Annotated in this window: 22 protein-coding genes and 1 other RNA gene; 7 read left to right on the forward strand and 16 right to left on the reverse strand. The window is 61.4% G+C overall.

The window, feature by feature from the left end; translation table 11 throughout:
- Positions 1-137: 137 nt before the first annotated feature.
- On the reverse strand, positions 138-1,940 hold the full coding sequence (locus tag GFM02_RS24315; protein WP_168323036.1) for an ABC transporter transmembrane domain-containing protein: 1,803 nt from the start codon (positions 1,938-1,940) through the stop codon (positions 138-140).
- Between the two features lie 192 nt (positions 1,941-2,132).
- Here GFM02_RS24315 and rpmE point away from each other — a divergent pair, with 192 nt between their 5' ends.
- The gene (gene rpmE, locus GFM02_RS24320; protein WP_003542805.1) at positions 2,133-2,354 is read left to right on the forward strand and encodes a 50S ribosomal protein L31; all 222 of its coding nucleotides are present in this window, start codon (positions 2,133-2,135) and stop codon (positions 2,352-2,354) included.
- 190 nt (positions 2,355-2,544) lie between these two features.
- Here the strand turns inward: rpmE and GFM02_RS24325 are convergent, their stop codons facing one another.
- From GFM02_RS24325 to GFM02_RS24335, 3 genes are all read right to left on the reverse strand, one after another.
- A complete protein-coding gene (locus GFM02_RS24325; RefSeq protein ID WP_003542804.1) occupies positions 2,545-3,060 on the reverse strand; it encodes a DUF1465 family protein in 516 nt (171 codons plus the stop codon).
- 391 nt (positions 3,061-3,451) lie between these two features.
- On the reverse strand, positions 3,452-3,643 hold the full coding sequence (locus GFM02_RS24330; RefSeq protein ID WP_003542803.1) for a DUF1192 domain-containing protein: 192 nt from the start codon (positions 3,641-3,643) through the stop codon (positions 3,452-3,454).
- A 21-nt stretch (positions 3,644-3,664) separates the two neighbouring features.
- Positions 3,665-4,963: an MFS transporter gene (locus GFM02_RS24335; protein WP_168284258.1), complete on the reverse strand. Its 1,299-nt coding sequence runs from the start codon at positions 4,961-4,963 to the stop codon at positions 3,665-3,667.
- Positions 4,964-5,135: 172 nt separating this feature from the next.
- Between GFM02_RS24335 and GFM02_RS24340 the strand changes: the two genes are divergently transcribed.
- Positions 5,136-5,300: a hypothetical protein gene (locus GFM02_RS24340; protein ID WP_168271592.1), complete on the forward strand. Its 165-nt coding sequence runs from the start codon at positions 5,136-5,138 to the stop codon at positions 5,298-5,300.
- A 45-nt stretch (positions 5,301-5,345) separates the two neighbouring features.
- Here the strand turns inward: GFM02_RS24340 and GFM02_RS24345 are convergent, their stop codons facing one another.
- The 8 genes from GFM02_RS24345 to tkt all read right to left on the reverse strand — a co-directional run bounded on the left by GFM02_RS24345 (position 5,346) and on the right by tkt (position 15,608).
- Positions 5,346-6,269: a PhzF family phenazine biosynthesis protein gene (locus tag GFM02_RS24345; protein WP_168323037.1), complete on the reverse strand. Its 924-nt coding sequence runs from the start codon at positions 6,267-6,269 to the stop codon at positions 5,346-5,348.
- 377 nt (positions 6,270-6,646) lie between these two features.
- Positions 6,647-7,672, reverse strand: coding sequence for a class I fructose-bisphosphate aldolase (locus tag GFM02_RS24350; protein WP_168323038.1), 1,026 nt, complete (start codon positions 7,670-7,672; stop codon positions 6,647-6,649).
- Positions 7,673-7,897: 225 nt separating this feature from the next.
- Complete coding sequence (locus GFM02_RS24355; RefSeq protein WP_205930444.1) at positions 7,898-9,100, reverse strand: phosphoglycerate kinase; 1,203 nt, start codon at positions 9,098-9,100, stop codon at positions 7,898-7,900.
- 70 nt (positions 9,101-9,170) lie between these two features.
- Positions 9,171-11,045 carry a potassium/proton antiporter gene (locus GFM02_RS24360; RefSeq protein WP_168303071.1) on the reverse strand — a complete coding sequence of 625 codons (1,875 nt, stop codon included), beginning with the start codon at positions 11,043-11,045 and terminating at the stop codon, positions 9,171-9,173.
- Positions 11,046-11,530: 485 nt separating this feature from the next.
- Entirely contained in the window at positions 11,531-11,710 is a 180-nt protein-coding gene (locus tag GFM02_RS24365) for a hypothetical protein (RefSeq protein WP_130656185.1), read from the reverse strand.
- A gap of 265 nt (positions 11,711-11,975) precedes the next feature.
- On the reverse strand, positions 11,976-12,293 hold the full coding sequence (locus GFM02_RS24370) for a hypothetical protein (RefSeq protein ID WP_131665523.1): 318 nt from the start codon (positions 12,291-12,293) through the stop codon (positions 11,976-11,978).
- A gap of 249 nt (positions 12,294-12,542) precedes the next feature.
- Complete coding sequence (gene gap, locus GFM02_RS24375) at positions 12,543-13,553, reverse strand: type I glyceraldehyde-3-phosphate dehydrogenase (protein ID WP_024323244.1); 1,011 nt, start codon at positions 13,551-13,553, stop codon at positions 12,543-12,545.
- A gap of 81 nt (positions 13,554-13,634) precedes the next feature.
- Positions 13,635-15,608, reverse strand: coding sequence for a transketolase (tkt, locus tag GFM02_RS24380; protein WP_168323040.1), 1,974 nt, complete (start codon positions 15,606-15,608; stop codon positions 13,635-13,637).
- Between the two features lie 333 nt (positions 15,609-15,941).
- On the opposite strand from tkt, the gene GFM02_RS24385 reads away from it, so the two are divergent.
- The 3 genes from GFM02_RS24385 to ssrS all read left to right on the forward strand — a co-directional run bounded on the left by GFM02_RS24385 (position 15,942) and on the right by ssrS (position 16,838).
- Positions 15,942-16,217, forward strand: coding sequence for a DUF4164 domain-containing protein (locus GFM02_RS24385; RefSeq protein WP_012758879.1), 276 nt, complete (start codon positions 15,942-15,944; stop codon positions 16,215-16,217).
- Positions 16,218-16,232: 15 nt separating this feature from the next.
- Complete coding sequence (locus tag GFM02_RS24390) at positions 16,233-16,610, forward strand: cell division protein ZapA (RefSeq protein ID WP_020051546.1); 378 nt, start codon at positions 16,233-16,235, stop codon at positions 16,608-16,610.
- A gap of 69 nt (positions 16,611-16,679) precedes the next feature.
- Positions 16,680-16,838, forward strand: a non-coding RNA gene (ssrS, locus tag GFM02_RS24395) — 6S RNA.
- Between the two features lie 83 nt (positions 16,839-16,921).
- Here ssrS and GFM02_RS24400 read toward each other — a convergent pair.
- The 3 genes from GFM02_RS24400 to GFM02_RS24410 all read right to left on the reverse strand — a co-directional run bounded on the left by GFM02_RS24400 (position 16,922) and on the right by GFM02_RS24410 (position 18,973).
- Positions 16,922-17,929, reverse strand: coding sequence for an NAD-dependent epimerase/dehydratase family protein (locus tag GFM02_RS24400; RefSeq protein WP_168323041.1), 1,008 nt, complete (start codon positions 17,927-17,929; stop codon positions 16,922-16,924).
- A gap of 98 nt (positions 17,930-18,027) precedes the next feature.
- Positions 18,028-18,564, reverse strand: coding sequence for a helix-turn-helix domain-containing protein (locus GFM02_RS24405; RefSeq protein WP_168323042.1), 537 nt, complete (start codon positions 18,562-18,564; stop codon positions 18,028-18,030).
- 76 nt (positions 18,565-18,640) lie between these two features.
- Positions 18,641-18,973, reverse strand: a complete 333-nt coding sequence (locus tag GFM02_RS24410; protein ID WP_020051543.1) for an ArsR/SmtB family transcription factor — start codon at positions 18,971-18,973, stop codon at positions 18,641-18,643.
- A 69-nt stretch (positions 18,974-19,042) separates the two neighbouring features.
- On the opposite strand from GFM02_RS24410, the gene GFM02_RS24415 reads away from it, so the two are divergent.
- Both GFM02_RS24415 and gnd read left to right on the forward strand, forming a co-directional pair.
- Complete coding sequence (locus GFM02_RS24415) at positions 19,043-19,525, forward strand: SRPBCC domain-containing protein (RefSeq protein WP_020051542.1); 483 nt, start codon at positions 19,043-19,045, stop codon at positions 19,523-19,525.
- Positions 19,526-19,662: 137 nt separating this feature from the next.
- Positions 19,663-20,694: a phosphogluconate dehydrogenase (NAD(+)-dependent, decarboxylating) gene (gene gnd / locus GFM02_RS24420; protein ID WP_168323043.1), complete on the forward strand. Its 1,032-nt coding sequence runs from the start codon at positions 19,663-19,665 to the stop codon at positions 20,692-20,694.
- Positions 20,695-20,878: 184 nt separating this feature from the next.
- Here gnd and GFM02_RS24425 read toward each other — a convergent pair whose 3' ends face one another.
- Positions 20,879-21,256 carry a DoxX family protein gene (locus GFM02_RS24425; RefSeq protein WP_168323044.1) on the reverse strand — a complete coding sequence of 126 codons (378 nt, stop codon included), beginning with the start codon at positions 21,254-21,256 and terminating at the stop codon, positions 20,879-20,881.
- Positions 21,257-21,337 lie beyond the last annotated feature (81 nt).

Here is a 21,337-nt window from a genome sequence, read left to right on the forward strand (position 1 = left end):
TCTCCTCCCAAGGATTTCAGCAGCAATATCCCCACCCGGGGAATGAAGAGCTTAGGGCAGGACGCGCGAAAGACAACCGCAGAGAAGCGCGGCGGGTTCCAACTTTAGTCGCTGTTGGCGGGAGAAGTGCTCGCCGGCTATTTCGCGGCAGCGAGCACATCCTCGTTGGCGGCGTCGAATTGCAGCCGCGCTAGCCGCGCATAGATGCCGCCGTGGCGGATCAGGCTCTGATGCGTGCCCTCTTCGACGACCCGGCCCTGATCCATGACGAGAATGCGGTCGGCTTTCAGCACCGTTGCCAGGCGATGGGCGATGACGAGCGTCGTGCGGCCGTCCACCAGACCGTCAAGCGCCTTTTGCACCAGCGTCTCGCTTTCGGCGTCAAGCGCGGAGGTTGCCTCGTCAAGCAGCAGCACGGGCGCGTTCTTCAGGATGGCGCGGGCAATGGCGATGCGTTGGCGCTGGCCGCCGGAGAGCGTGATGCCGCGTTCGCCGACCTCGGTCTCATAGCCCTGGTCCAGCCGGGCGATGAATTCGTCGGCCTGCGCGGCAAGGGCTGCGGCGCGGACCTCGTCACGCGAGGCGCCGGGACGGCCGAAGGCGATGTTGTCATGGATCGAGGCGGCAAAGATGGTGACGTCCTGCGGCACGATGGCGATGCGCTGGCGCAGTTCATCAGGCGTTGTCAGCTGCGCGTCGACACCGTCGATCTTCACGCTGCCCTGCTGCGGATCGTAGAAGCGCAGCAGCAGCGAGAATACGGTGCTCTTGCCGGCACCGGAAGGGCCGACGATGGCGACGGTCTCACCTGGCGTGATCGCAAAGCTTAAGCCATACAGCGCCGATTTGCCGGGGCGCGAGGGATAGGCAAAGTGCACGCCGGAAAATTCGACACGGCCACGGCTGGGCGACGGAAGCGGCTCAGGGCTGGCGGGGGCTGTAATCGGCGAGACCTCGTCGAGAAGCTCGGTCAGCCGGTCTGCAGCACCGGCTGCCTGCGAGAGTTCGCCCCAGACTTCCGACAGCGCACCCAGCGAACCGGCGGAGATGACGGCATAGAGCAGGAACTGGCCGAGCGTGCCGGCCGAAAGCGTGCCGGCAAGCACGCTGTGGGCGCCGAACCAGAGCACGGCGACAACGCTGCCGAAGATCAGCGTGATGGCGATTCCGGTTAGCAGTGCGCGCGAGCGGATGGCGGCGCGGGCCGCCTCATAGGCAGATTCGACGGCGGTGCCGTAGCGCGTCGCTGCGGCATCCTCGCCGTTGAAGGCCTGGACGGTGCGGATTGCGCCAATCGTCTCGTTGGCGAAGGCGGAGGCATGAGCCAGCGTATCCTGGGCGGCACGCGAGCGCTTGCGCACCGAGCGGCCGAAGGCGACGAGCGGGAAGACGATCAATGGGATCGCTCCGATAACGAGGCTCGAAAGCTTCGGCGAGGTGACGATCATCATGCCCATGGCGCCGATACAGAGGATGAAGTTCCTCAGCGCTACCGAGGCGGTGGCGCCGACGGCGGACTTGATCTGCGTCGTATCGGCGGTCAGCCGCGAGACGATCTCGCCGGATTGGTTGACGTCGAAGAAGGAGGGTGACAGCCGGGTCACATGGGAAAAGACGTCGCGGCGAAGATCGGCGACGATGCGCTCGCCGATGGTGATGACGAAATAATAGCGCAGCGCGCTGGCGACCGCGAGCACGATGGCCATGACCATCAGCATGGCGAAGTAGCTGTTGATGAAGCGGCCGTCGGACTGGGTGAAGCCGTGATCGATCATGCGACGCACGGCGAGCGGCAGCGCCAGCGAGGTGATGGCGGCAAGCGCCAGCGACATCAGCGCACCGGCCACCAGGCCGCGATAACGCATGACATAGGGCGTCAGCCTGCCGAGCGATCGCAGCGATCGCGTCTTGTTTTCCTCAGCCCGTGCCTGCTTTGCCAAATCGTCTCCGATCGCCCGCAGGACCCGCGCAATGCGGCCTGTTGGCTCTTGTTATCTAGGCGTCCTTCATGTATAGGCACCGCATCCTAATGGGAAGCCGTAGCCATCCGACTGCGGCTTCATTTATTCAATCGGTTCGTTGGCCGCAACTGCATGCGGCAAATTGAACTCCGGTATCGCAGGAAGATTGTTATGAAGGCAGGCATCCATCCCGAATATCACATGATCAAGGTGGTCATGACCGATGGCACTGAGTACGAAACCCGCTCGACCTGGGGTTCGGAAGGCGCTGTCATGAACCTCGAAATCGATTCCAAGTCGCATCCGGCCTGGACGGGCGGCAACCAGCAGCTCATGGACCGCGGTGGCCGCGTCTCCAAGTTCAACAAGCGTTTCGGCGGCCTCGGCCTCTAATCGCTTTTGCTCGACGGAATTTGAAGAGCCCGGTTTCGCCGGGCTTTTTTGCGTTCGCAATAGCTTACAGCGCCGCGCGTCTTTTCTGACGTGCAAAGGACGCTCCAGGGATGCCGGTGTTCAGCGGCAAAACAAAAAAACCGGCCGCGTAAGACGCAGCCGGTTTGTATTCGAATTCTTGCAAGTCCGTTCAGTTGTTGCCGAAGGCGGTCTGCAACAGGGAAAGCTGGGCCTGGACGCTGTTCTGATTGTCATGAACAATCACCGCTTCGGACGGGCGGTAGATCTCGCGGTCAAGCAGGGCAATGCGGTTCTGCAGACGCAGCGAGCGTTCGACGAGGTCGCGGAAGGATTCTGGCAGGTCGCCCCAGCCGGGTGCGGCGCGGTCGACGTTGAAGCCGTCGAGGCGAACCTTGTTCTTTTCAGCCAGCACCTGGTCACGGGACATTTCGCCATTGTTGACGGCGCGCTGCAACAGCAGCCAGGAGGCCATCTGCATCAGGCGGGTGGTGAGACGCATCGATTCCGCGGCGTAGAGAACCGAGGCCATCCGCGGCAGAACCTTGGAGGCGGCGCGGCCCTGACCGTCGAGATAAGCGGCAGTCTCTTCAACCAGCGACATGCCTTCCGCATAAAGTGCCTTGAACTGCGAGGATGCAGCGGCGCGGCCTGCAAAACTGATCGTGTTCAATCCAACTTCCGACATCGCAATAGTCCCTGTTCGCACGCAGCTACATATAGTCAGGTAACGCCGGTGCCGACGGAAAAGTTTCCAGGCCCGGTCTTTATGACTTTAAGATGGTATCATTAGCCCAAATGCGCAAGCCGTTTCTTAAGAAAGGGTTAATCTCCACAGTTTCGTGGAAGTGCGCCGGCCATAGGAAAAAGAAGAGCCGCAAACGCGGCTCTCAAGGTAAAACAGGGAGAAAAATCAGACCAATTCACCGCTTGGAAAACTGTCTGAGATCCAGAGGAAATCCGGATGAATACAGTAATACCTTATAAAGCTTAATATTTTATTAACACTGTGCCGGATTAAGACTTGAGGCGTGTTATTTTATCCGCCTATAGCCTTGTTTTTCGGGGTTTTTATCGGATCACGAGCGGAAGAAGCTTTCCGCCGCCTGCCGCCCGGAGGCTTTGCGGGCAGCCTCGGCCTCGAGACGGGCGATCTCCGTCTTCAGCAATTCCACCCGCGCCTTCAATTCGTCGACCGAAAGCATGGAGAGATCGGCGCCGATCTCGTGGGCGACTTTCTTCTGCGGCCGGTCATCATCGATGAAGCTCATGGTTCGTCCTCCGTTCGCTGCCTAACCAAACTTTACAGCAGGATCGTCGCTTTCGGGAGACTTTCCGGTTTCGGGAGGTTTGCCGGCGCCGCGATCGGCAAGCGACATGCTTTCCGGTGTCAGGATCGCCGAGGTGCCGGTCGGGATCGTCGTGTAGGCGTCGCGGTCGCTGGCGGGGACCGCGGCGCGGATGCGGCTCCTGATGATGGCATAAACGGTGATCAGTACATGGGCGACGGCGGTAACGAGGAAAAGCGCATGCGGAGTGATCGCCGACATGACGGGACCGCTGAGCGTCGGGCCGATCACCGTGCCGATGCCATAGAGCAGCAGCAGGCCGCCGGAGACCTTGACGAAGTCCTCCGATGCCGCGAAGTCGTTCGCGTGGGCGACGGCGATCGGATAGAGCGTATTCGCCACGGCGCCGTAAAGGACGACGAGCCCGATCAGCAAGGTGGGGGACGTCGGGTGGAGCAGAAAGATCAGCAGGCCGGCAAGGGCGGCGATCCCCGACATGGCAGCGAGCACGTAGCGCCGGTCGATGCGATCGGAAAGCCGGCCGGCCGGCAGCTGCATCACCGCCCCGGCGAAAATGGTGGCGCTCATCATGACGGCGATGCTGGTGTCGGAGAGGCCGGCACCGGCTCCGAAGACGGCGCCGAGCGTGCCGTAGGCACCGTTGGCGATGCCGACGAGCAAGATGCCGAGGCAGGAGACCGGCGAGTTGCGATAGAGCGCCGGCAGGTCGAGGCGCACCGCCTTCAACGGCTGCGGCGAAGCGGCGGTCGACAGCGTCGTGGGCAGCATGGCGATGCAATAGAAGATGCCGCAGATCATGAAGAGAACCGGTGTGCGCACATCCTCGAGCGGGATCATCATCTGGCCGCCGACGACGCCAATGAGTGTGATGCCGATATAAAGCGAGAAGATCATGCCGCGGCTCTCGTTGCTGGCGCGCTCGTTCAGCCAGCTTTCGATGATCATCGACGTGCCGGCGGTGGAGAAGCCGGTGACGGCGCGCAGGACCACCCACCAGACCGGATCGATGATGATGCCGCTGACCAACGCGATGATGGCGATGATCGAGATGAAGCCGGAAAAGGCACGCACATGGCCGACGCGGCGGACGATCTTCGGAGCAACCAGGCAGCCGATGACGAAGCCCCCGGCCCATGAGGTGCCGAGCAGGCCAAGCGTCGTCGTTCCGTAGCCTTCGAGATTGCCGCGCACGGGAAGCAGGATGCCCTGCAGGCCGTTGCCCATGAAAAGGAAGAGCGTGCCAAAGAGCAGCGCGGCGACGGACAGCAGATTTCTCTTCATTTCCCCAGACTCAGTCTTAGCGATTTGCAATGACATAAGGCAGGACCTGCGTCAGCCCAGCCTCAAGATGATTGATTGTGCCCCGGAATGTCTTTACGGCGTGTCGAGATCCTCTTGTTCGCGCGGAAAAATGTCCGTCCTGTGACATTCCGAAAAACGGAAAAAATAAAGCATGACAAAGCTGATAGCCTTGCTGCTCATCCTTGCCATGGCGATACAAGTGATCAAGCCGCTCGGGCTTCCCGGCCTCAGGCGGCGAATGGATTTCTGGAAGCTCGCGCTGATCGCTTTCGCCGTCTGGGCAATGGCTCTGCTTTCGCGCGATTTCCTGATGTAGCCCCGGATTACGTGTAACGCATGGGTACGGTCCGGGCTGCGACCGTCAGTCTTGCAAGCTAATTTTTCCGCGCATGACGGAAACGCAGCCTCCCGAGATGACGACATCGGTGACGATGCCGTTGGATTTCACGACATCAAGGGTGATGACGCTGCGGCGGCCCATTTCGACGCCCTGTTCAATGGTGATGCGGACGTTCATATCGGCCTCCGGCGCAAGCGAGACGAGATAGGCGCCAAGCGCGGCTGAAGCGCTGCCCGTTGCCGGATCCTCGGGCACATTGTCGAGGGGCGCGAACATGCGGGCGCGAATATTCCATGGATTTTCGGCTGTCCTCACATAGAGGAAGAGCGAGAAGTCGTGGCCGCTGGTCGTCTGGCGGCCGGCAGCTGCCTGGAACCCGGCAAGGTTTGGGCGGACGGCGGCCAGCGCCTCGAGCCCGTTCACTTCTGCAACGGCGAAATTCAGGCCGACGGATGCAAAGACCGGGGCATGGGTGGTGCTGACGATGACACCGGGGTCGAGCGAGACGCAGCTGGCGATGGTTTCCGCGGCGATGGTGTCGCCGATCGTCAGCGGCTGCGGCGCGCGGATGGCGGCAGCAGCAACCTTTCCGCCGCTGCGTTTCAGGCTGACTTCGACGATGCCGGCCTTTTCTTCGAAACGCAGCGTATCGCCGACCGGCTTGCCGAAAATCTCCGCCTGCTGGCCGAGCACATAGGCGGTGCCGACGTTCGGATGGCCGGCAAAGGGTATTTCCATCGTCGGGGTGAAGATGCGCACGCGGGCGGAATTTTGCGGGTTTTCCGGCGGCAGCACGAAGGTGACTTCGGAATAATTGAACTCGGTGGCGATCTTTTGCATCGCCGCATCGCTCAGACCGCGCGCATCGCAGATGACGGCAAGCGGATTGCCCTCGAAGCAGGTGGAGGTGAAGACATCGACGGTGACGTAGGAGAGGGTGTTCATGGCGGCTCCTGTTGTGACAGGGCGCTATGAGTAATCACGGTTTTCGAGGGAACGAAGTGGTTTCTTGTCGCCGTGACAATGAGGGTGGGTGTCTTGCGCGCTGGACTGAGTTTTTACGCATTTTCCCTGGCGGTTCGTCGGATGGGAAAGGATGGCGCCCCTCCAGATTCCCTCATTCCTGTGCTTGTCACAGGAATCCAGCCACGGCGCGTCCGCGCCGTGATTGACTCTCATACAAGGAAAGAATTCTCCTGCGCCCAAGGACTTGGGCGCACTGGATTCCTGTGACGAGCACAGGAATGAGGGAGGCGAGGAAAGAGCAAGAACTGCGACGCTGCGTTTGCCGTCACCTCCCCAAATACCTAAGCTCCAAAAGCTCAGGCGGCCTTTTCCAGGTCTTTCTTCCAGCTGCCCTTGGCGGCGAGGCTGTTCATCTCGGCGCGGTGGGTGAATTCGCGTTGGCCGGCAGCGACGTTTTCCTGCTTGCCGTTCCAGGCTCTGAGCGCGCTGTCCTGCAGGGCGCGGCCGTAGGAGAAGGTGACGAACCAGGGCAGGTCGCCGCCGGCATTGATCGCCGAAAGATGAGCAGTCGCTTCTTCGGTCGTCTGGCCGCCGGAGAGGAAGGCGATGCCGGGAACGGCGGGCGGAACGGTCGCCTTCAACACCTTGACGGTGCGTTCGGCAACTTCCGCGACCGAGGCCTTGCGAGCGTTCTTGCCGTCGATCACCATGTTCGGCTTGAGGATCATGCCTTCGAGGTTGACGCGGGCATCGGCCAGTTCCTCGAAAACGATGCGCAGTGTGGATTCGGTCACTTCGGCACAGCGGTCGATATTGTGGTCGCCTGGTTTGCCGTCCATCAGGCATTCCGGCTCGACGATCGGAACGATCCCGGCCTCCTGGCAAAGTGCGGCATAACGAGCAAGCGCCTGAGCATTGGCGCGGACGGAACCGCGGGTCGGCAAGGTCGACGAGATGGCGATGACGCCGCGCCATTTGGCGAAGCGGGCGCCGGCATCATAATATCTGGCAAGGCGCTCGCCGAGACCGTCGAGGCCTTCGGTGATGGTTTCAGCGGGATATTTGGCCATCGGCTTGGCGCCGGTATCGACCTTGATGCCGGGGATGGCACCGGCGGCGCGGATGATATCGACGAAAGGCGTGCCGTCCGCGGCCTTCTGGAACAACGTCTCTTCGAAAAGGATGACGCCCGAGATATATTTCTTCATCGCCTCGTCGGAGCGGAAGAGCATCTCCCGGTAGTCCCGCCGGCTCGTTTCGGTCGAGTCGAGGTTGATCGTGTCGAAACGCTTCTTGATGGTGGAGGTCGATTCATCGGCGGCGAGCAGCCCCCGGCCGCCCGTAACCATCTGCACTGCAATGTCTTCCAGTCGTTCGCTCATTTCGTTCTCTCCACAACAATAAACATCGGCACTTCAGGAATATAGAACGCGGATAACAGAAGTTTATAGCGAGGAAAATGGAAGGCTAAGTCATTGAAACGATTGAATTCAATTCAATCGTTTGAAAATTTGGGATTTTTTTCATCCTCTGAGCAAAAGACCGCGGAAGCTGTTTTTCTTCCACGGTCTATCCACATGTAAAATCTGCGAAATCAGTCGCGCCGACTATCCGGCGGCGTTGAGGACGGCGACGCCGGGAAGCTCTTTGCCTTCCATCCATTCGAGGAAGGCGCCGCCGGCGGTCGAGACATAGGTGAAATCGTCGGCAACGCCGGCATGGTTGAGCGCCGAGACGGTATCGCCGCCGCCGGCAACGGAGGTGAGCTTGCCGGCTACGGTGCGCCCAGCGGCGTATTTCGCGGCAGCGACCGTCGCGGTATCAAAGGGTTCGATCTCGAAGGCGCCGAGCGGGCCGTTCCAGACCAGGGTTGCGGCGCGCTCGATCCAGGCATTGATGGCCTCAACGGATTTCGGGCCGACATCGAGCACCATGGCATCGGCAGGAATGGCGTTGATATCGACCGTCTCGTTGGCGGCGCCCGCCTTGAACTCGCGGGCGATCACGCCATCCTCCGGCAGGATGATGGCGCAGCCGGCGGTGGCCGCCTCGATCATGATCTGCTTGGCGGTTTCGGCGAGATCATGTTCGCAGAGCGACTTGCCGACATTGGTGCCGCGGGCGGCGATGAAGGTATTGGCCATGCCGCCGCCGATGACGAGCGCATCGACCTTCTTCACGAGGTTCATCAACAGGTCGATCTTGGTGGAGACCTTGGCGCCGCCGACGATCGCGACGACAGGGCGAGCGGGATCACCGAGGCCCTTTTCCAGTGCTTCCAGCTCGGCCTGCATGGTGCGGCCGGCATAGGCCGGCAGGTGGTGGGCAAGACCCTCGGTCGAGGCATGGGCGCGGTGGGCCGCCGAAAAGGCGTCGTTGACGTAGATATCGCCGTTGGCGGCAAGCGCCTTGGTGAAGTCGGAGTCGTTGTTTTCCTCGCCCTTGTGGAAGCGGGTGTTTTCCAGAAGCAGGATATCGCCGTCATTCATCGCGGCAACGGCGGAGGCGGTGGCTTCGCCGATGCAGTCGGAGGCCGTCAGCACGGCATGATCAAGCACTTCCTCGACGGAAGGGGCGATCAGCGACAGCGACAGATCCGGCGAAGGGCCATCCTTCGGCCGGCCAAAATGGGCCAGCAGGATCACCTTGGCACCCTTTTCGGACAATTCGAGGATCGTCGGCGCCACACGCTCGATGCGCGTCACATCGGTGACCTTGCCGTCTTTCACCGGGACGTTGAGGTCGACGCGGACGAGAACGCGCTTACCGCGGATGTCGGAAAGATCGTCGAGGGTCTTGAAAGAAGGCATGGGGAGGATCCTGTCGTGGTTGGCGAAAGTTGCGCCGAACATAGCAAGGATCATTCGAGACGCAAGGCGTTCAGCGGCCGTTTTCGCGTGTGCCTTCGTCGCGTCCGGCCGGCGGTTTCAGCGTGCTTTCGGAAGCTGCGGTTTCCCGGTTCCGGCGTCCGTTCAGCCGGTCGCGGATGCGCTGGATGATGTCCTTGAGATTGAGGAAGATCGGCAGCGTAATTGCCGGTTCGACTGCTTCGAGCGACATGCCGACGGAGGTGATGTGATCGTGCTCGTCGAGATCGCGGACGATGAGGATGATCGAGCCGAGGCGGACGCGGTCGGCATAATCGGCCTTGCCGCCGAGACGCTGCCGCATCAATTCGGCGATCGTCAGGCCCTTTTCGGATTCGTTGAGCAGGCCGGGGCCATAGGCGGCGTCGAGATCGGCGGCGGGGCGGGCGGGAGAGAGCGCGAAGGCCCCGAAGAATTCGGCATCGTCGTCATCGACAGGCGCCCGGCTGGCGAAGAGCCGGTCGAGCAGGCGGGAATAGCTCGGCACGATGAAGAGGTAGACGAGATCGTGCTCGCGCAGCCGCCCGGCATATTGATAGCGCATCGACTTGCCGTCGCGGATGACGAGCGAGGGGGTCGCCCAGCGCGGAATGCGCTCGCCGCGCAGCACCGGGCTATCCTTGATGACGCGGTAGGAGAGCAGTTCGTGGTTGGCCGCGCCCGGCAGGTCGACCTCGACCTTGTCGACGGCGCCGATGCGCGGCGGAATGATCAGCCCGAGCTTCTTGGCGACGGGTTTGATCGTCCAGCCCTGGAGGAGCAGCGAGACCAGCACGATGATGAAGGCGGTGTTGAAATAGATCTGGCCGTTCTCAAGCCCGCCGAGGATCGGCATGATGGCAAGCAGGATGGAGACGGCGCCGCGCAGGCCGACCCAGGCAACGAAGCCGATTTCCTGCTGCGTGTAATCGAAGGGAAGCAGCGACAGCCAGATCGCCAACGGCCGGGCGACGAAGATCAGGAAGAGGGCGAGCAGGATGGCCGGCACGATGATGGCAGGGAATTGCGACGGCGTGGCGAGCAGGCCGAGCACCAGGAACATGATGATCTGCGCCAGCCAGGTCATGCCGTCCTGGAAGCGCTTGATGGTGCCGATCGCCTGCATCTTGCGGTTTCCGGCGTAGATGCCGGCAACATAGACGGCGAGGAAGCCGCTGCCGCCAACCGCGCCGGTGAAGGAGAAGACGAGAAGAGCGAGCGCCAGCACGAAGATCGGTGTCAGGCCGCGATCGGTATCGAGCTTGCTGACGATCAGCACGATCATCATGCCGCCGAGCAGGCCGAGAATGACGCCGAGGCCCATCTGCTGCACGAACATGGCGAGCATGCCGATATTGATGCCGGCATAACGCTCGCCGCTCGCCAGCACCTCGACGAGGGCGATGGTGAGAAAGATCGCCATCGGGTCGTTGGTGCCGGATTCGACTTCCAGCGTCGAGCGCACCTTGTCGCGGATGTTGATGCCGCCGATGCGCAACAGGAAGAAGACGGCGGCGGCATCCGTCGATGCGACGATCGAGCCGAGCAGCAGTCCTTCCAGCCAGGTGAAATTCAAAAGCCACATGGCGGCGAAGGCAAAGAGCGAGGCGGTGATCAGCACGCCAACCGAGGCGAGCGCCAGAGAGGGCACGGCCGCCAGCCGGAAGGCCTGTATCGGCGTGCCGAAGCCGGAATCGAACAGGATGACGGCCAGCGCGATGGAGCCGAGAATATAGGCGAGATAATTGTTGCTGAACTCGATGCCGAGGCCATCGACGCCGGCGGCAAGGCCGATCATCAGGAAGAGCAGCAGCAGGGGGGCGCCGAAGCGGAAGGCGAGCAGGCTCGAAAAAGCGGCAAGAAGCACGAGTGCCGTCGAAACCAGCACCACGATATAGAACGCTTCCATGCCCACCCCTTTCCATCGACTGCTTTGCGAACACAGCCGCCCCGGCCGATCCGCCTTTATTCAACCCCTCCGTCACGCGCGGCGATCCGTCAGTAAACGGCAAAACTTCAGAGAAGGGTAGGCCTTGCGGCTTAACCTCGTCGCGATGCTGCTTCATGCTGCTGAACGGCTGCCGGACGGCCAACCGACACGGAATGCTACGGGAGAAAGTCTGTATAAAGAATGTATAGGAAAATCAGGCGAGAGCAGGGCAAAAGAGACAGGCACGGATTTTTCCTGCCGGTATCTGCGAATGGCAACAACATAAGACACGCTCCTCCTTTCACGCGGCCCGTTTGCCTTGTCCAATCACGGGAAGATTGGATTGCAGGCGCGGATGCGGCGAGGGGAGCGCTGAGATATTTCGATATCGGGTGGAAATGCCGGCCGCCCAGCGAGGGCAACCGGCTGTAGTTTTGCGCCAGAAGCGGCCGGCCCTTGCTCTGCTATCCCAACACGGCCTGAAGTATGATGATGGCGAGAAAGGAGAGGCCAATGAACGCGGCGACCCAGATGACCAGACGATTGGCCTTTGCCAACACGGCAGGTCTGACGTCCCGCTTGGGGTGAAACCGTTGCCGCCGTTTGAGGGTGGTGTGGGACAAGCGTTTTTGTGCCTCTGCCATTTATCACCTCCACTTGGCTCATTTTAGCCATTGTGCAGCGCTGCGCATTTCCTCAATCTAGCACGCTTGGCCGGCGGATTGCCAACCCGTGATCCATCCGTGCAGCCAGGGATTTCGTCGGCGATGGTTTCGCGTAGGGAAGCCTGTCGAATTCGAACCCGGGGCAGCCTCAACTGCACCGACATCCTGTCCTGCGAACGGCGGCGTCATATCGAACCCGCCGCTTCGATATGACTCGAAACCGGAAAAAGATGCGGATCGTCGATCAGTCTTCGACGGTATCGTCTTCGCCAGCGGTCAGATCCGCGACCGGGACCAGGAAAACGACGAACTCGTCCTCGATGGTCCGTTCGGGATCGTCGTCGAATTCATAGGCGTGCTCGACTTCGCTTGCTTCCTCGGTGGTCGCCTTGCGCAAGCTCAGGGCCGCTTTGCGGTCCCAAAGAGGCTTGCCTTCGGATTCCAGGACGGTCAGATCGTCGCGAAAGTCTTCCGCCTCGAAGAAATGCGTCGCTTCCTGATGATTTTCCGAACGAAAACTGGCAACGGCACGGCCGGCGATTTCAACGGTAAAGTAATCCATCCATCTCTCTCATTTTCATGCGGGCGACAGTGCTGCCGCACGGTATTGGCGTTCCGCACCTGGCCGGTGGCCGATGCGGCGTGAGGAAACTGGGCATTTTGGAATGTCCAGGGTGACGTATTCTAACAGATCTCATCCGGGCAATGGGCGAAAAGATGCCAATGCGGGAGGGCGGTTTCGTTCGGAGACACGGCAACAAAAAGCGGCCCGGTTTCCCGGGCCGCTTGCATGTCGATGCCTCAAGAGCGCTCAGATGAGCTTGGCGAAAGCGACTGCCGTGTCGGACATGCGGCTGGAGAAGCCCCACTCGTTGTCGTACCAGGACAGGACGCGCACGAAGTTGCCTTCCATGACCTTGGTCTGATCGGTTGCGAGGATCGAGGAGTGGCTGTCATGGTTGAAGTCACGGGAGACGAGCGGCTCGTCGGTGTAGCCGAGGATGCCCTTCAGCTTGCCGTTTGCAGCAGCCATGATGGCTTCGTTGATTTCGCCAACGCTGGTCGCCTTCTTGGAGACGAACTTGAAGTCGACGACCGAAACGTTCGGGGTCGGAACGCGGATCGAGGTGCCGTCGAGCTTGCCTTTCAGATGCGGCAGAACGAGGCCGACTGCCTTGGCTGCACCCGTCGAGGTCGGGATCATGGAAAGGGCGGCCGCGCGGGCGCGATACAGGTCCTTGTGCATCGTGTCGAGCGTCGGCTGATCGCCGGTGTAGGAGTGGATGGTCGTCATGAAGCCGTGGTCGATGCCGACGGCGTCGTCGAGAACCTTCACGACCGGCACCAGGCAGTTAGTGGTGCAGGACGCGTTGGAGATGACCAAGTGCTCCTTGGTGAGCTGATCATGGTTGACGCCGAAGACGACCGTCAGATCGGCACCATCGGCAGGCGCCGAGACGATGACGCGCTTGGCGCCGGCCGTCAGGTGAGCGGCAGCCTTGTCGCGAGCGGTGAAGATGCCGGTGCATTCCATCGCGATGTCGACGCCGAGCTCGCGGTGCGGGAGCGTTGCCGGATCCTTGATCGCCGTGACCTTGATCGGCTTGCCGTTGCCGACGATGATCGTGTCGCCCTCGACCTTCACCGTTGCCGGGAAGCGGCCGTGGATCGAGTCGTAGCGCAGCAGGTGGGCGTTGGTTTCAACCGGGCCGAGATCGTTGATGGCGACGACCTCGATGTCGGTGCGGCCGGATTCGACGATGGCGCGAAGGACGTTGCGGCCGATGCGGCCGAAACCGTTGATGGCAACCTTGACTGTCATGTTCATTCACTCCCGATAGAGTAGGGCCCGATAGCGAGGGCCTGGAATTGAGGAGATGGAGAGCGCCTCAAGGCGCCCTCATTAAAGCTTTGCTTCGGCGGCCGCAACGACGGCGTCGGCGGTGATGCCGAAATGCTTGTAAACTTCCTTGACCGGGCCGGAAGCGCCGAAGCTCTTCATGCCGATGAAGGTACCTTCCGGTCCGATGAACGCATCCCAGCCTTCGCGAACGGCAGCTTCGACGGCGATCTTGACCGGCGAGTTGCCGAGAATTTCCTTGCGATAGGCTTCCGGCTGCTCGAAGAACAGTTCCGTGCAGGGAACCGATACGACGCGGACGGTGACGCCCTTGGCTTCAAGCGCCGTACGGGCTGCAACGGCAATTTCGACTTCCGAGCCGGAAGCAAAGATCGTCACCTTGGCGTCGGCATTGCCGGCCAACGTGTAGGCGCCTTGTTCGCAGAGGTTCTTTTCGCTGTATTCGGTGCGGGCCGCCGTGAGGTTCTGACGCGTTAGAGCAAGGCCTGAAGGACGGTTGTGCGTCTTGATAGCGATCTGCCAGCATTCCGCCGTTTCCGTGGCGTCGGCCGGACGGAAGACCATCAGGTTCGGGATGGCGCGCAGACCGGCGAGCTGTTCGACCGGCTGGTGCGTCGGGCCGTCTTCGCCGACGCCGATCGAGTCATGCGTCAGGACGTGAATGACGCGGATGCCCATCAGCGAAGCAAGGCGGATCGGCGGGCGGCAATAATCCGAGAAGATCAGGAAGCCGCCGCTATAGGGGATGAGGCCGCCATGCAGCGCAATGCCGTTCATAGCAGACGCCATGCCATGCTCGCGGATGCCCCAATGCATGTAACGACCGGCGAAATCCGTCGGGGTGATCGAATGCATCTGGCTGGTCTTGGTGTTGTTCGACGGCGTCAGATCGGCGGAGCCGCCGAGCGTTTCCGGCAGGAAGCCGTTGATGACCTCGAGCGCGTCTTCCGAAGCCTTGCGGGTCGCAACCGTCGGCTTGGTCTCGGCGAGCTTCTTCTTGTATGCGCTGATCGCGGCGTCGAAACCTTCCGGCAGCTCGCCTGCCATGCGGCGGGTGAACTCAGCCCGGGCCGGAGCCTTGGCGAGGCCGTCTTCCCAGGACTTGACGAGCTCGACGGAGCGGGCGCCGGCTGCACGCCAGCTGTCAAGGACGTCCGAGGGGATGACGAAGGCTTCGGCTTCCCAGTTCAGCGCCTTGCGGGTGGCAGCGATTTCCTCGGCGCCGAGCGGGTTGCCGTGGACCTTGTGGGTGCCCTGCTTGTTCGGGGCGCCAAAGCCGATGATCGTCTTGCAGGCGATGAAGGTCGGGCGGTCGGACTTGTGGGCAGCTTCGATCGCGGCGGCGATGGCGGCCTGATCGTGACCGTCGATCTCGATCGTGTTCCAGTGTACGGCCTTGAAGCGGGCGACCTGATCGGTGGAGTCCGACAGCGAGACGGCGCCGTCGATGGTGATCGAGTTGTTATCCCAGAACAGGACGAGCTTGTTGAGCTTCAGGTGGCCGGCGAGCGCAATGGCTTCGTGGCTGATGCCCTCCATCAGGCAGCCGTCGCCGCAGATCGCATAGGTATAGTGATCCTGGAGGTCGGAGCCGAACTCCTCGCGCAGCTTGCGTTCGGCAATCGCCATGCCGACGGAATTGGCGATACCCTGGCCGAGCGGACCGGTCGTCGTTTCAATGCCTGTGGCATGACCGTATTCCGGATGGCCGGCGGTCTTCGAACCGAGCTGGCGGAACTGCTTGAGATCCTCGATCGTCATGTCAGGGTAGCCGGTCAGATACAGCAGCGAATAGAGCAGCATCGAGCCATGGCCGGCCGACAGCACGAAGCGATCGCGGTTCGGCCAGTGTGGCTTCTTCGGATCGAACTTCAGATATTTGGTGAACAGGACCGTCGCCACGTCAGCCATGCCCATCGGCATGCCCGGGTGGCCGGAGTTCGCCTTTTCAACGGCGTCCATGGCGAGAAAACGGATCGCATTCGCCATCCGGTCGTGTTGTTCGGGAGAGGTCATGGCTTTTCCGCAAGTTCCGGGTGTCGGGGGATGGCCTCGAGCCTCCAAGACCATCGAGTGAAAGCGGCAGAGACATAGCAGTTGGGACGGGCAAGTCAATAAATGGCAGGCCAAATCCGGGCCGTCGACGGTGATTTTTGACATTTGATCGCGCGATTGTACAAATGACGAATCTGATGTGACGGACATGTGTAAAACGCTCATCCACAGGATAGGCCGGTGGGCAAGTGACAGGATTTATTGACGGGCCGTTTACGAGCGGCATATCCTTTTGAAAACGCAGGATCGGCGCGGCGTGCCGATTCGCGGATCCTGCGCGGGAATCGGAAAGACATGATGCCCACAGGCAAAACCATGGAAGCAGCGCTCAACGAATTGAGACAGGCGATATCGAGCCTCGAAAACGCTGTCGACATGCGCGTCGAGCGGCAGCGCGAGCAGGGCGAGATCGAGGGCGAGGTGCGGCGTGTGCATGCCGACCGTTCGCGGCTGGCGCAGGAGCTCGACCAGGCCGAATTCCGCGCCAACCGGCTGGAAGAGGTCAATCGCGAGGTATCGCGGCGGCTGGTGACGGCCATGGAAACGATCCGCGCGGTTCTGGATCGCTGATAGAAAGAGTGTGGCATGGCGCAGGTGACGGTAACGATCGACGGCAAGGCCTATCGCATGGCCTGCGAGGAAGGGCAGGAGGATCACCTGACCGATCTCGCTACCCGCTTCGACCGCTATGTCGGCCATCTCAAGGATCAGTTCGGGGAAATCGGCGATCTCAGGATCACCGTCATGGCCGGCATCATGGTTGTGGATGAAATTTCCGAACTCACGCGCCGCGTCGCTGGATTGGAATCCGAGCTCGAGTCGCTGCGCGGCAACCGCGATACGGTGCTTGCAGCGACCGCCCGCACCGAGGAAAATCTTGCGGCGGCGCTGAGCGAAGTGTCGAGCCGCATTCGCGGCATCACCGACAAGCTGAACGGCCGGTCTGCCCCCGAACTCAATTGATCTCAATTAAATAGGGGCGGCCTTCCGTCGCCACTGGCGCGCCAGCACAAACGACCTTATATATCGCCATGCGGTCTGCGCCTCTCGACAGGAACCACAATCCCTGGGGCCATACTCGATCCAAAGGGAGCTGTCCCTGGCCAGGCCCGTGGGCCTGGACACACGGCGCCCACCTACGTTTGTAGGCACCCAGGATCGTAAACATCCATCGGTGGTCGTGGATCGCACCCTTTCCTTCCATTTTCAGCAAAGACACCGGATCGACAGCGAGCATTAGGAAGGTCTTGTCGGAAAGAGCAACGATTTCGCTCTCAGCGGCGATCGTCGTCTTGTCCTTGGCATACCGGATACGGCCCTTCGGCGAAGACCTCGTCGTGATAGCCCTTGGAGCCGACATTCAGCGCCAAAGGGCTTCGCCACTCCCTGTTGTCGCGCAGGCAATCGAGCACGAAACGGAAATCATATCGCGGCCGCCAGCCGAGTTCCCGCCTTGCGCGTTCGTTGACATAGACACGGTCGAGCGAGGGAAACATCTTCCAGCCGCGTGATGTGTAAAGGGCGCCTGCACCCGGGAACAGTCGTTCGACAGCGTGAGGCGAATCGCGCCGGATCGCGGCAAGATCATTTGCCGAAAACGGCGTCGTGGCGGAGATGATGTAGCGGCCAAAGCCGATTGCCGGCGCCTTTTCGAGCGCCAGCAGATGGGCGCCGACCACGTCGCTGATATCGACGCGGCGGTGAAGAAGCTCGTTGGCCTGGGCATTCTCTGCCGAATAGCCGTTGCGAATGTCAGGATCGTCGTCGTTTTCGGGAAAGAAACGCGAAGTCCTGAGAATGACCACCGGCAGGCCGGACTTGCGGGCGAAGAGTTCGCACAGACCTTCGGCGGCGAGTTTCGTCACGCCGTAGATGTTTTTCGCGACAGGAAGCACATCCTCGGTCACCCATGCCGCCGGTTCGCCGGCAGCCGGCGTCAATGCCGCGCCGAAGGTGCTGGTGGTGCTGGTGAAGACGAAGCTTGCAACGTTGGCAGTGACCGCTTCTTCCAGCAGGCTGAGGGTGCCGGCGATATTGGTGTCGAGGAAATCGTAATTGCCGTGGGTTGCCACATGCGGCTTGTGCAGCGTTGCGGCATGGATGACGTGGCTGATGCCTGACATTGCCTTCCGGACGAATGCGCGATCACTGATCGAGCCGACCATGTCGGTGAAAGCCGAGGGCTTGATATCGATGCCGCGCACCCAGCGGCTTTCCGCCCTCAAGGTCCGCATCAGCGCCTCGCCGAGATGGCCGGCACTTCCCGTCACCAATATCGTCATCACATCGTCTCCTGACCGTTTAGGCGGCGGACGCTATAAAGACCGACGTTTCCGGACAACGCATAAATTATGCATGGGCGTGCAGGAAAGCTTGAGACTCAGCCGATGGTCGTAACAAGGCGGCCGGCGCTGCCATCGGAAAGCATGATCCGTTCCCAGGTCACGCGGCCGGCGGCGATCGGCAGCAGCGCATTGCCGTTGGCGCCGGTATCGAGGGTCAACGACGAGAGCCTGCCCTCATGCCAGCCGCGCTCCTCCAGCGACTGCTCGGCGGCGGCGATTTCGGCGGAGGCGTAGGAGAACAGAGAACGGCCGAGAAAGGCGCCGAGCGGCGCTCGCCACTCCGCCTGTCGTGGGCGAGAGGCGGAGAGCAGCCGGTGGGTGTGGTCGCAGATCAGATGCACCGGCCGGACGGAATCCTCGACCAGCCGCTTCAGCGCCGCATCGACTGCTGCATGTTGCGGGGAGGCGAAAATTCGTTCCAGCTTGATGGCCTGTTTGGGCGAGAGAGCGAGCTGATCGCGCTCCCAGCGCGAGACCGTCGCCTGGTTGACGCCGAGGAGTTCGGCGAGATGTTCCTGCTTCATGCTGCGCAGCAGCCGCATGCGGCGTATGCCGGCGCCCGATATCGTCATCTGCCTGATCCCGTGCCGTTTTGGCCAGCATAAGGCTTCGGCTGGCCGACCGGCAAGCTGTTGGGCGGTTGGATCATTATTCGGGCTGGCCCTCGATGTCGCCTTTCAGCCGGTCGAGAATCGACAGGGAATGGTCGGCATAGGCGCTGATCCAGCGGTCATAGATGTGTTTGATCGGCAGGCTGTTCAGGTGGTTCCAGCGCTCGCGGCCTTCCTTCCTGGCGATGACCAGGTCAGCCTCTTCCAGCACCTTCAGATGCAGCATCACCGTACAGCGATCCATCTGGGGAAACATCTCGCAAAGGGTCCCCGTGGTTCGGGGGCCATCCTTGAGCAGATCGAGGATTTCGCGGCGGCGCTGATGCGCCAGCGCCTTGAAAACGGGGTCGTCGGTTGATTCGCTTGACATGTTATGTTTTTATAACATAATAGTGCCAAGGACAATGGAACAGGCACAATGGAGAAGAGGAGAAGTGTCATGTCTCTTGGAATCCGCGTTTCCGGCCGTATCGGCCGCCCCGTCGCAGAGGTTTTCGACGCCGTCGTCAACCCGAAGAAACTCAGCAGCTACTTCACCACGATCGGCGGAGCGAGCGCGCCGCTCGTGAAGGGCACGACGGTGACCTGGTGGAAGGATGCGCCGGTCGAGGTCGTCGATCTGGTGCCGGAAAGCCGCATCGTGCTGCGCTGGGATGGCGGCACCGGCGAAGACAAGGCGACATACAAGACGCTGGTGGAGATGGACTTCAAAGCGCTGGAGGATGGTGGCACGCTGGTGACGATTGCCGAGAGCGGCTGGCGCGAGGACGAGGCCGGCCGGCGCGGCACCTATCTCAACTGCGAAGGTTGGACGCAGATGCTCTGCAGCATGAAGGCCTTCGTCGAATATGGCATCAATCTGCGCGAGGGCATGTTCCTCAGCGAAATGAAGGGCGAGCCGGCCAGCGCGCCTGATGTTTGAACGAGTGCGTCGGTGTCAAGACGATCGGCGGCGCAATAGTCGCATTCGTCAATATGACCGAGACTTCGCTTGCCTGTCACACTGCGGGTGCTAATTTCCGGATTCGACACTTCATTTCGGTTTCCAGGAGATTCATTATGCAGCTTGGCATGGTTGGTTTGGGCCGCATGGGCAATTATATGGTCCAGCGCTTGATGCGAGGCGGTCACGAATGCGTCGTCTACGACGCAAGGCCGGAAAGCGTTGCCGAGCTCGCAGGCCTCGGCGCGACCGGGAGTGCTTCGCTCGCGGAATTCGTCTCGAAGCTCGCCCATCCGCGCGCGATCTGGCTGATGCTGCCGGCGGCGATCGTCGACAAGGTACTGGCGAGCCTGGTGCCGCTGCTTGAGAATGGCGATATCGTCATCGACGGCGGCAACTCCTATTATCATGACGATATCCGCCGCGGCGCCGACCTCATCACCAAGGGTATCCATTATGTCGATGTCGGCACCAGCGGCGGCGTCTTCGGCCTCGAGCGCGGTTATTGCCTGATGATCGGCGGCGAGAAGGGCATCGTCGAACACCTTTCCCCGATCTTCGCGACGCTGGCGCCCGGCGTCGGCAAGACCGAAGCCTCGCCGAACCGGAGCGCCGAAGCGGCTGCGGTCAGCACAGCGGAACAGGGTTACCTGCATTGCGGCCCGCATGGCGCCGGTCATTTCGTCAAGATGGTGCATAACGGCATCGAATACGGCCTGATGGCCGCCTATGCCGAAGGTATCAATATTCTGAAACATGCCAATATCGGCGCTGCCTCGCACGAGGCGGATGCGGAGACTGCGCCGCTCGCCCATCCGGAACATTTCCAGTATGATTTCAACCTGCAGGATGTCGCCGAAGTCTGGCGCCGCGGCAGCGTCATCACTTCCTGGCTGCTCGATCTCACGGCCGATGCGCTGCATGCCGATCCGGCACTGGCCAAATATGCCGGCCGCGTCTCGGACAGCGGCGAAGGCCGCTGGACGATCATGGCGGCAATCGACGAGAGCGTGCCGACGCCGGTGCTGAGCGCTGCGCTCTACGGTCGCTTCTCCTCGCGCGACAATGACGAATTCGCCAACAAGGTGCTGTCGGCGATGCGCGCGGGCTTCGGCGGCCACGTGGAAAAACCAACCGCGAAATCCTAAACCAATGAAGTGCTGCAGCGCCCTGCGGCTCTCGAAAAGACGCGTGGCGCTGTAGAGCGCCCGCCATCATAGCCGAGCCGACGGTGCAGGTGGCGGGCGATCGCGACGCGGAGGTGGATGCTGCCGTCGCGCGCTACGCCGCGCATGTGCGGGCGGGCGCGCCGAGCCGGCGGCATGAACCGCCTTACATCGCGCCGGCTGCTGCGATCAGCAGGCCGCCGATGATCGCCAGGTTTGTTTTCCAGGTATTGATCGCGCTGTCGCGCGCCGTTCCCTGCATGTCCCAGAAATTCAGCAGCATGACGGTGGCGGCCAGCGTGAAGACGATGAGACCGAATGCCGCTGCCGCGACGAACAGGCCGAGCATCAGCAGGATGCCGGCGACGATCTGGAACATGCTGCCCAAGACCAGCACCCCTTTCGCAAAAGGGACGCCGCGGGCTTCGATCGCGTCAGTCAGCGGCACGATGACGAAAAAATGATGAATGCCGCCAGCGACATAGAGGCCGCCCAGCAGCAGACGTCCGAGGGCAAGTATTACGAAGGCCGGGCCATCCTGCATATCGAATTTTTCTCCCGCCTCTCAACTCTCCATCGAGCGCAAGGCTCTGCCGAAGCTTACGAAAATGCAATGTGCCGCGAC

It is taken from the genome of Rhizobium leguminosarum bv. viciae (assembly GCF_012276115.1).
GTDB classification, from domain to species: domain Bacteria; phylum Pseudomonadota; class Alphaproteobacteria; order Rhizobiales; family Rhizobiaceae; genus Rhizobium; species Rhizobium leguminosarum_T.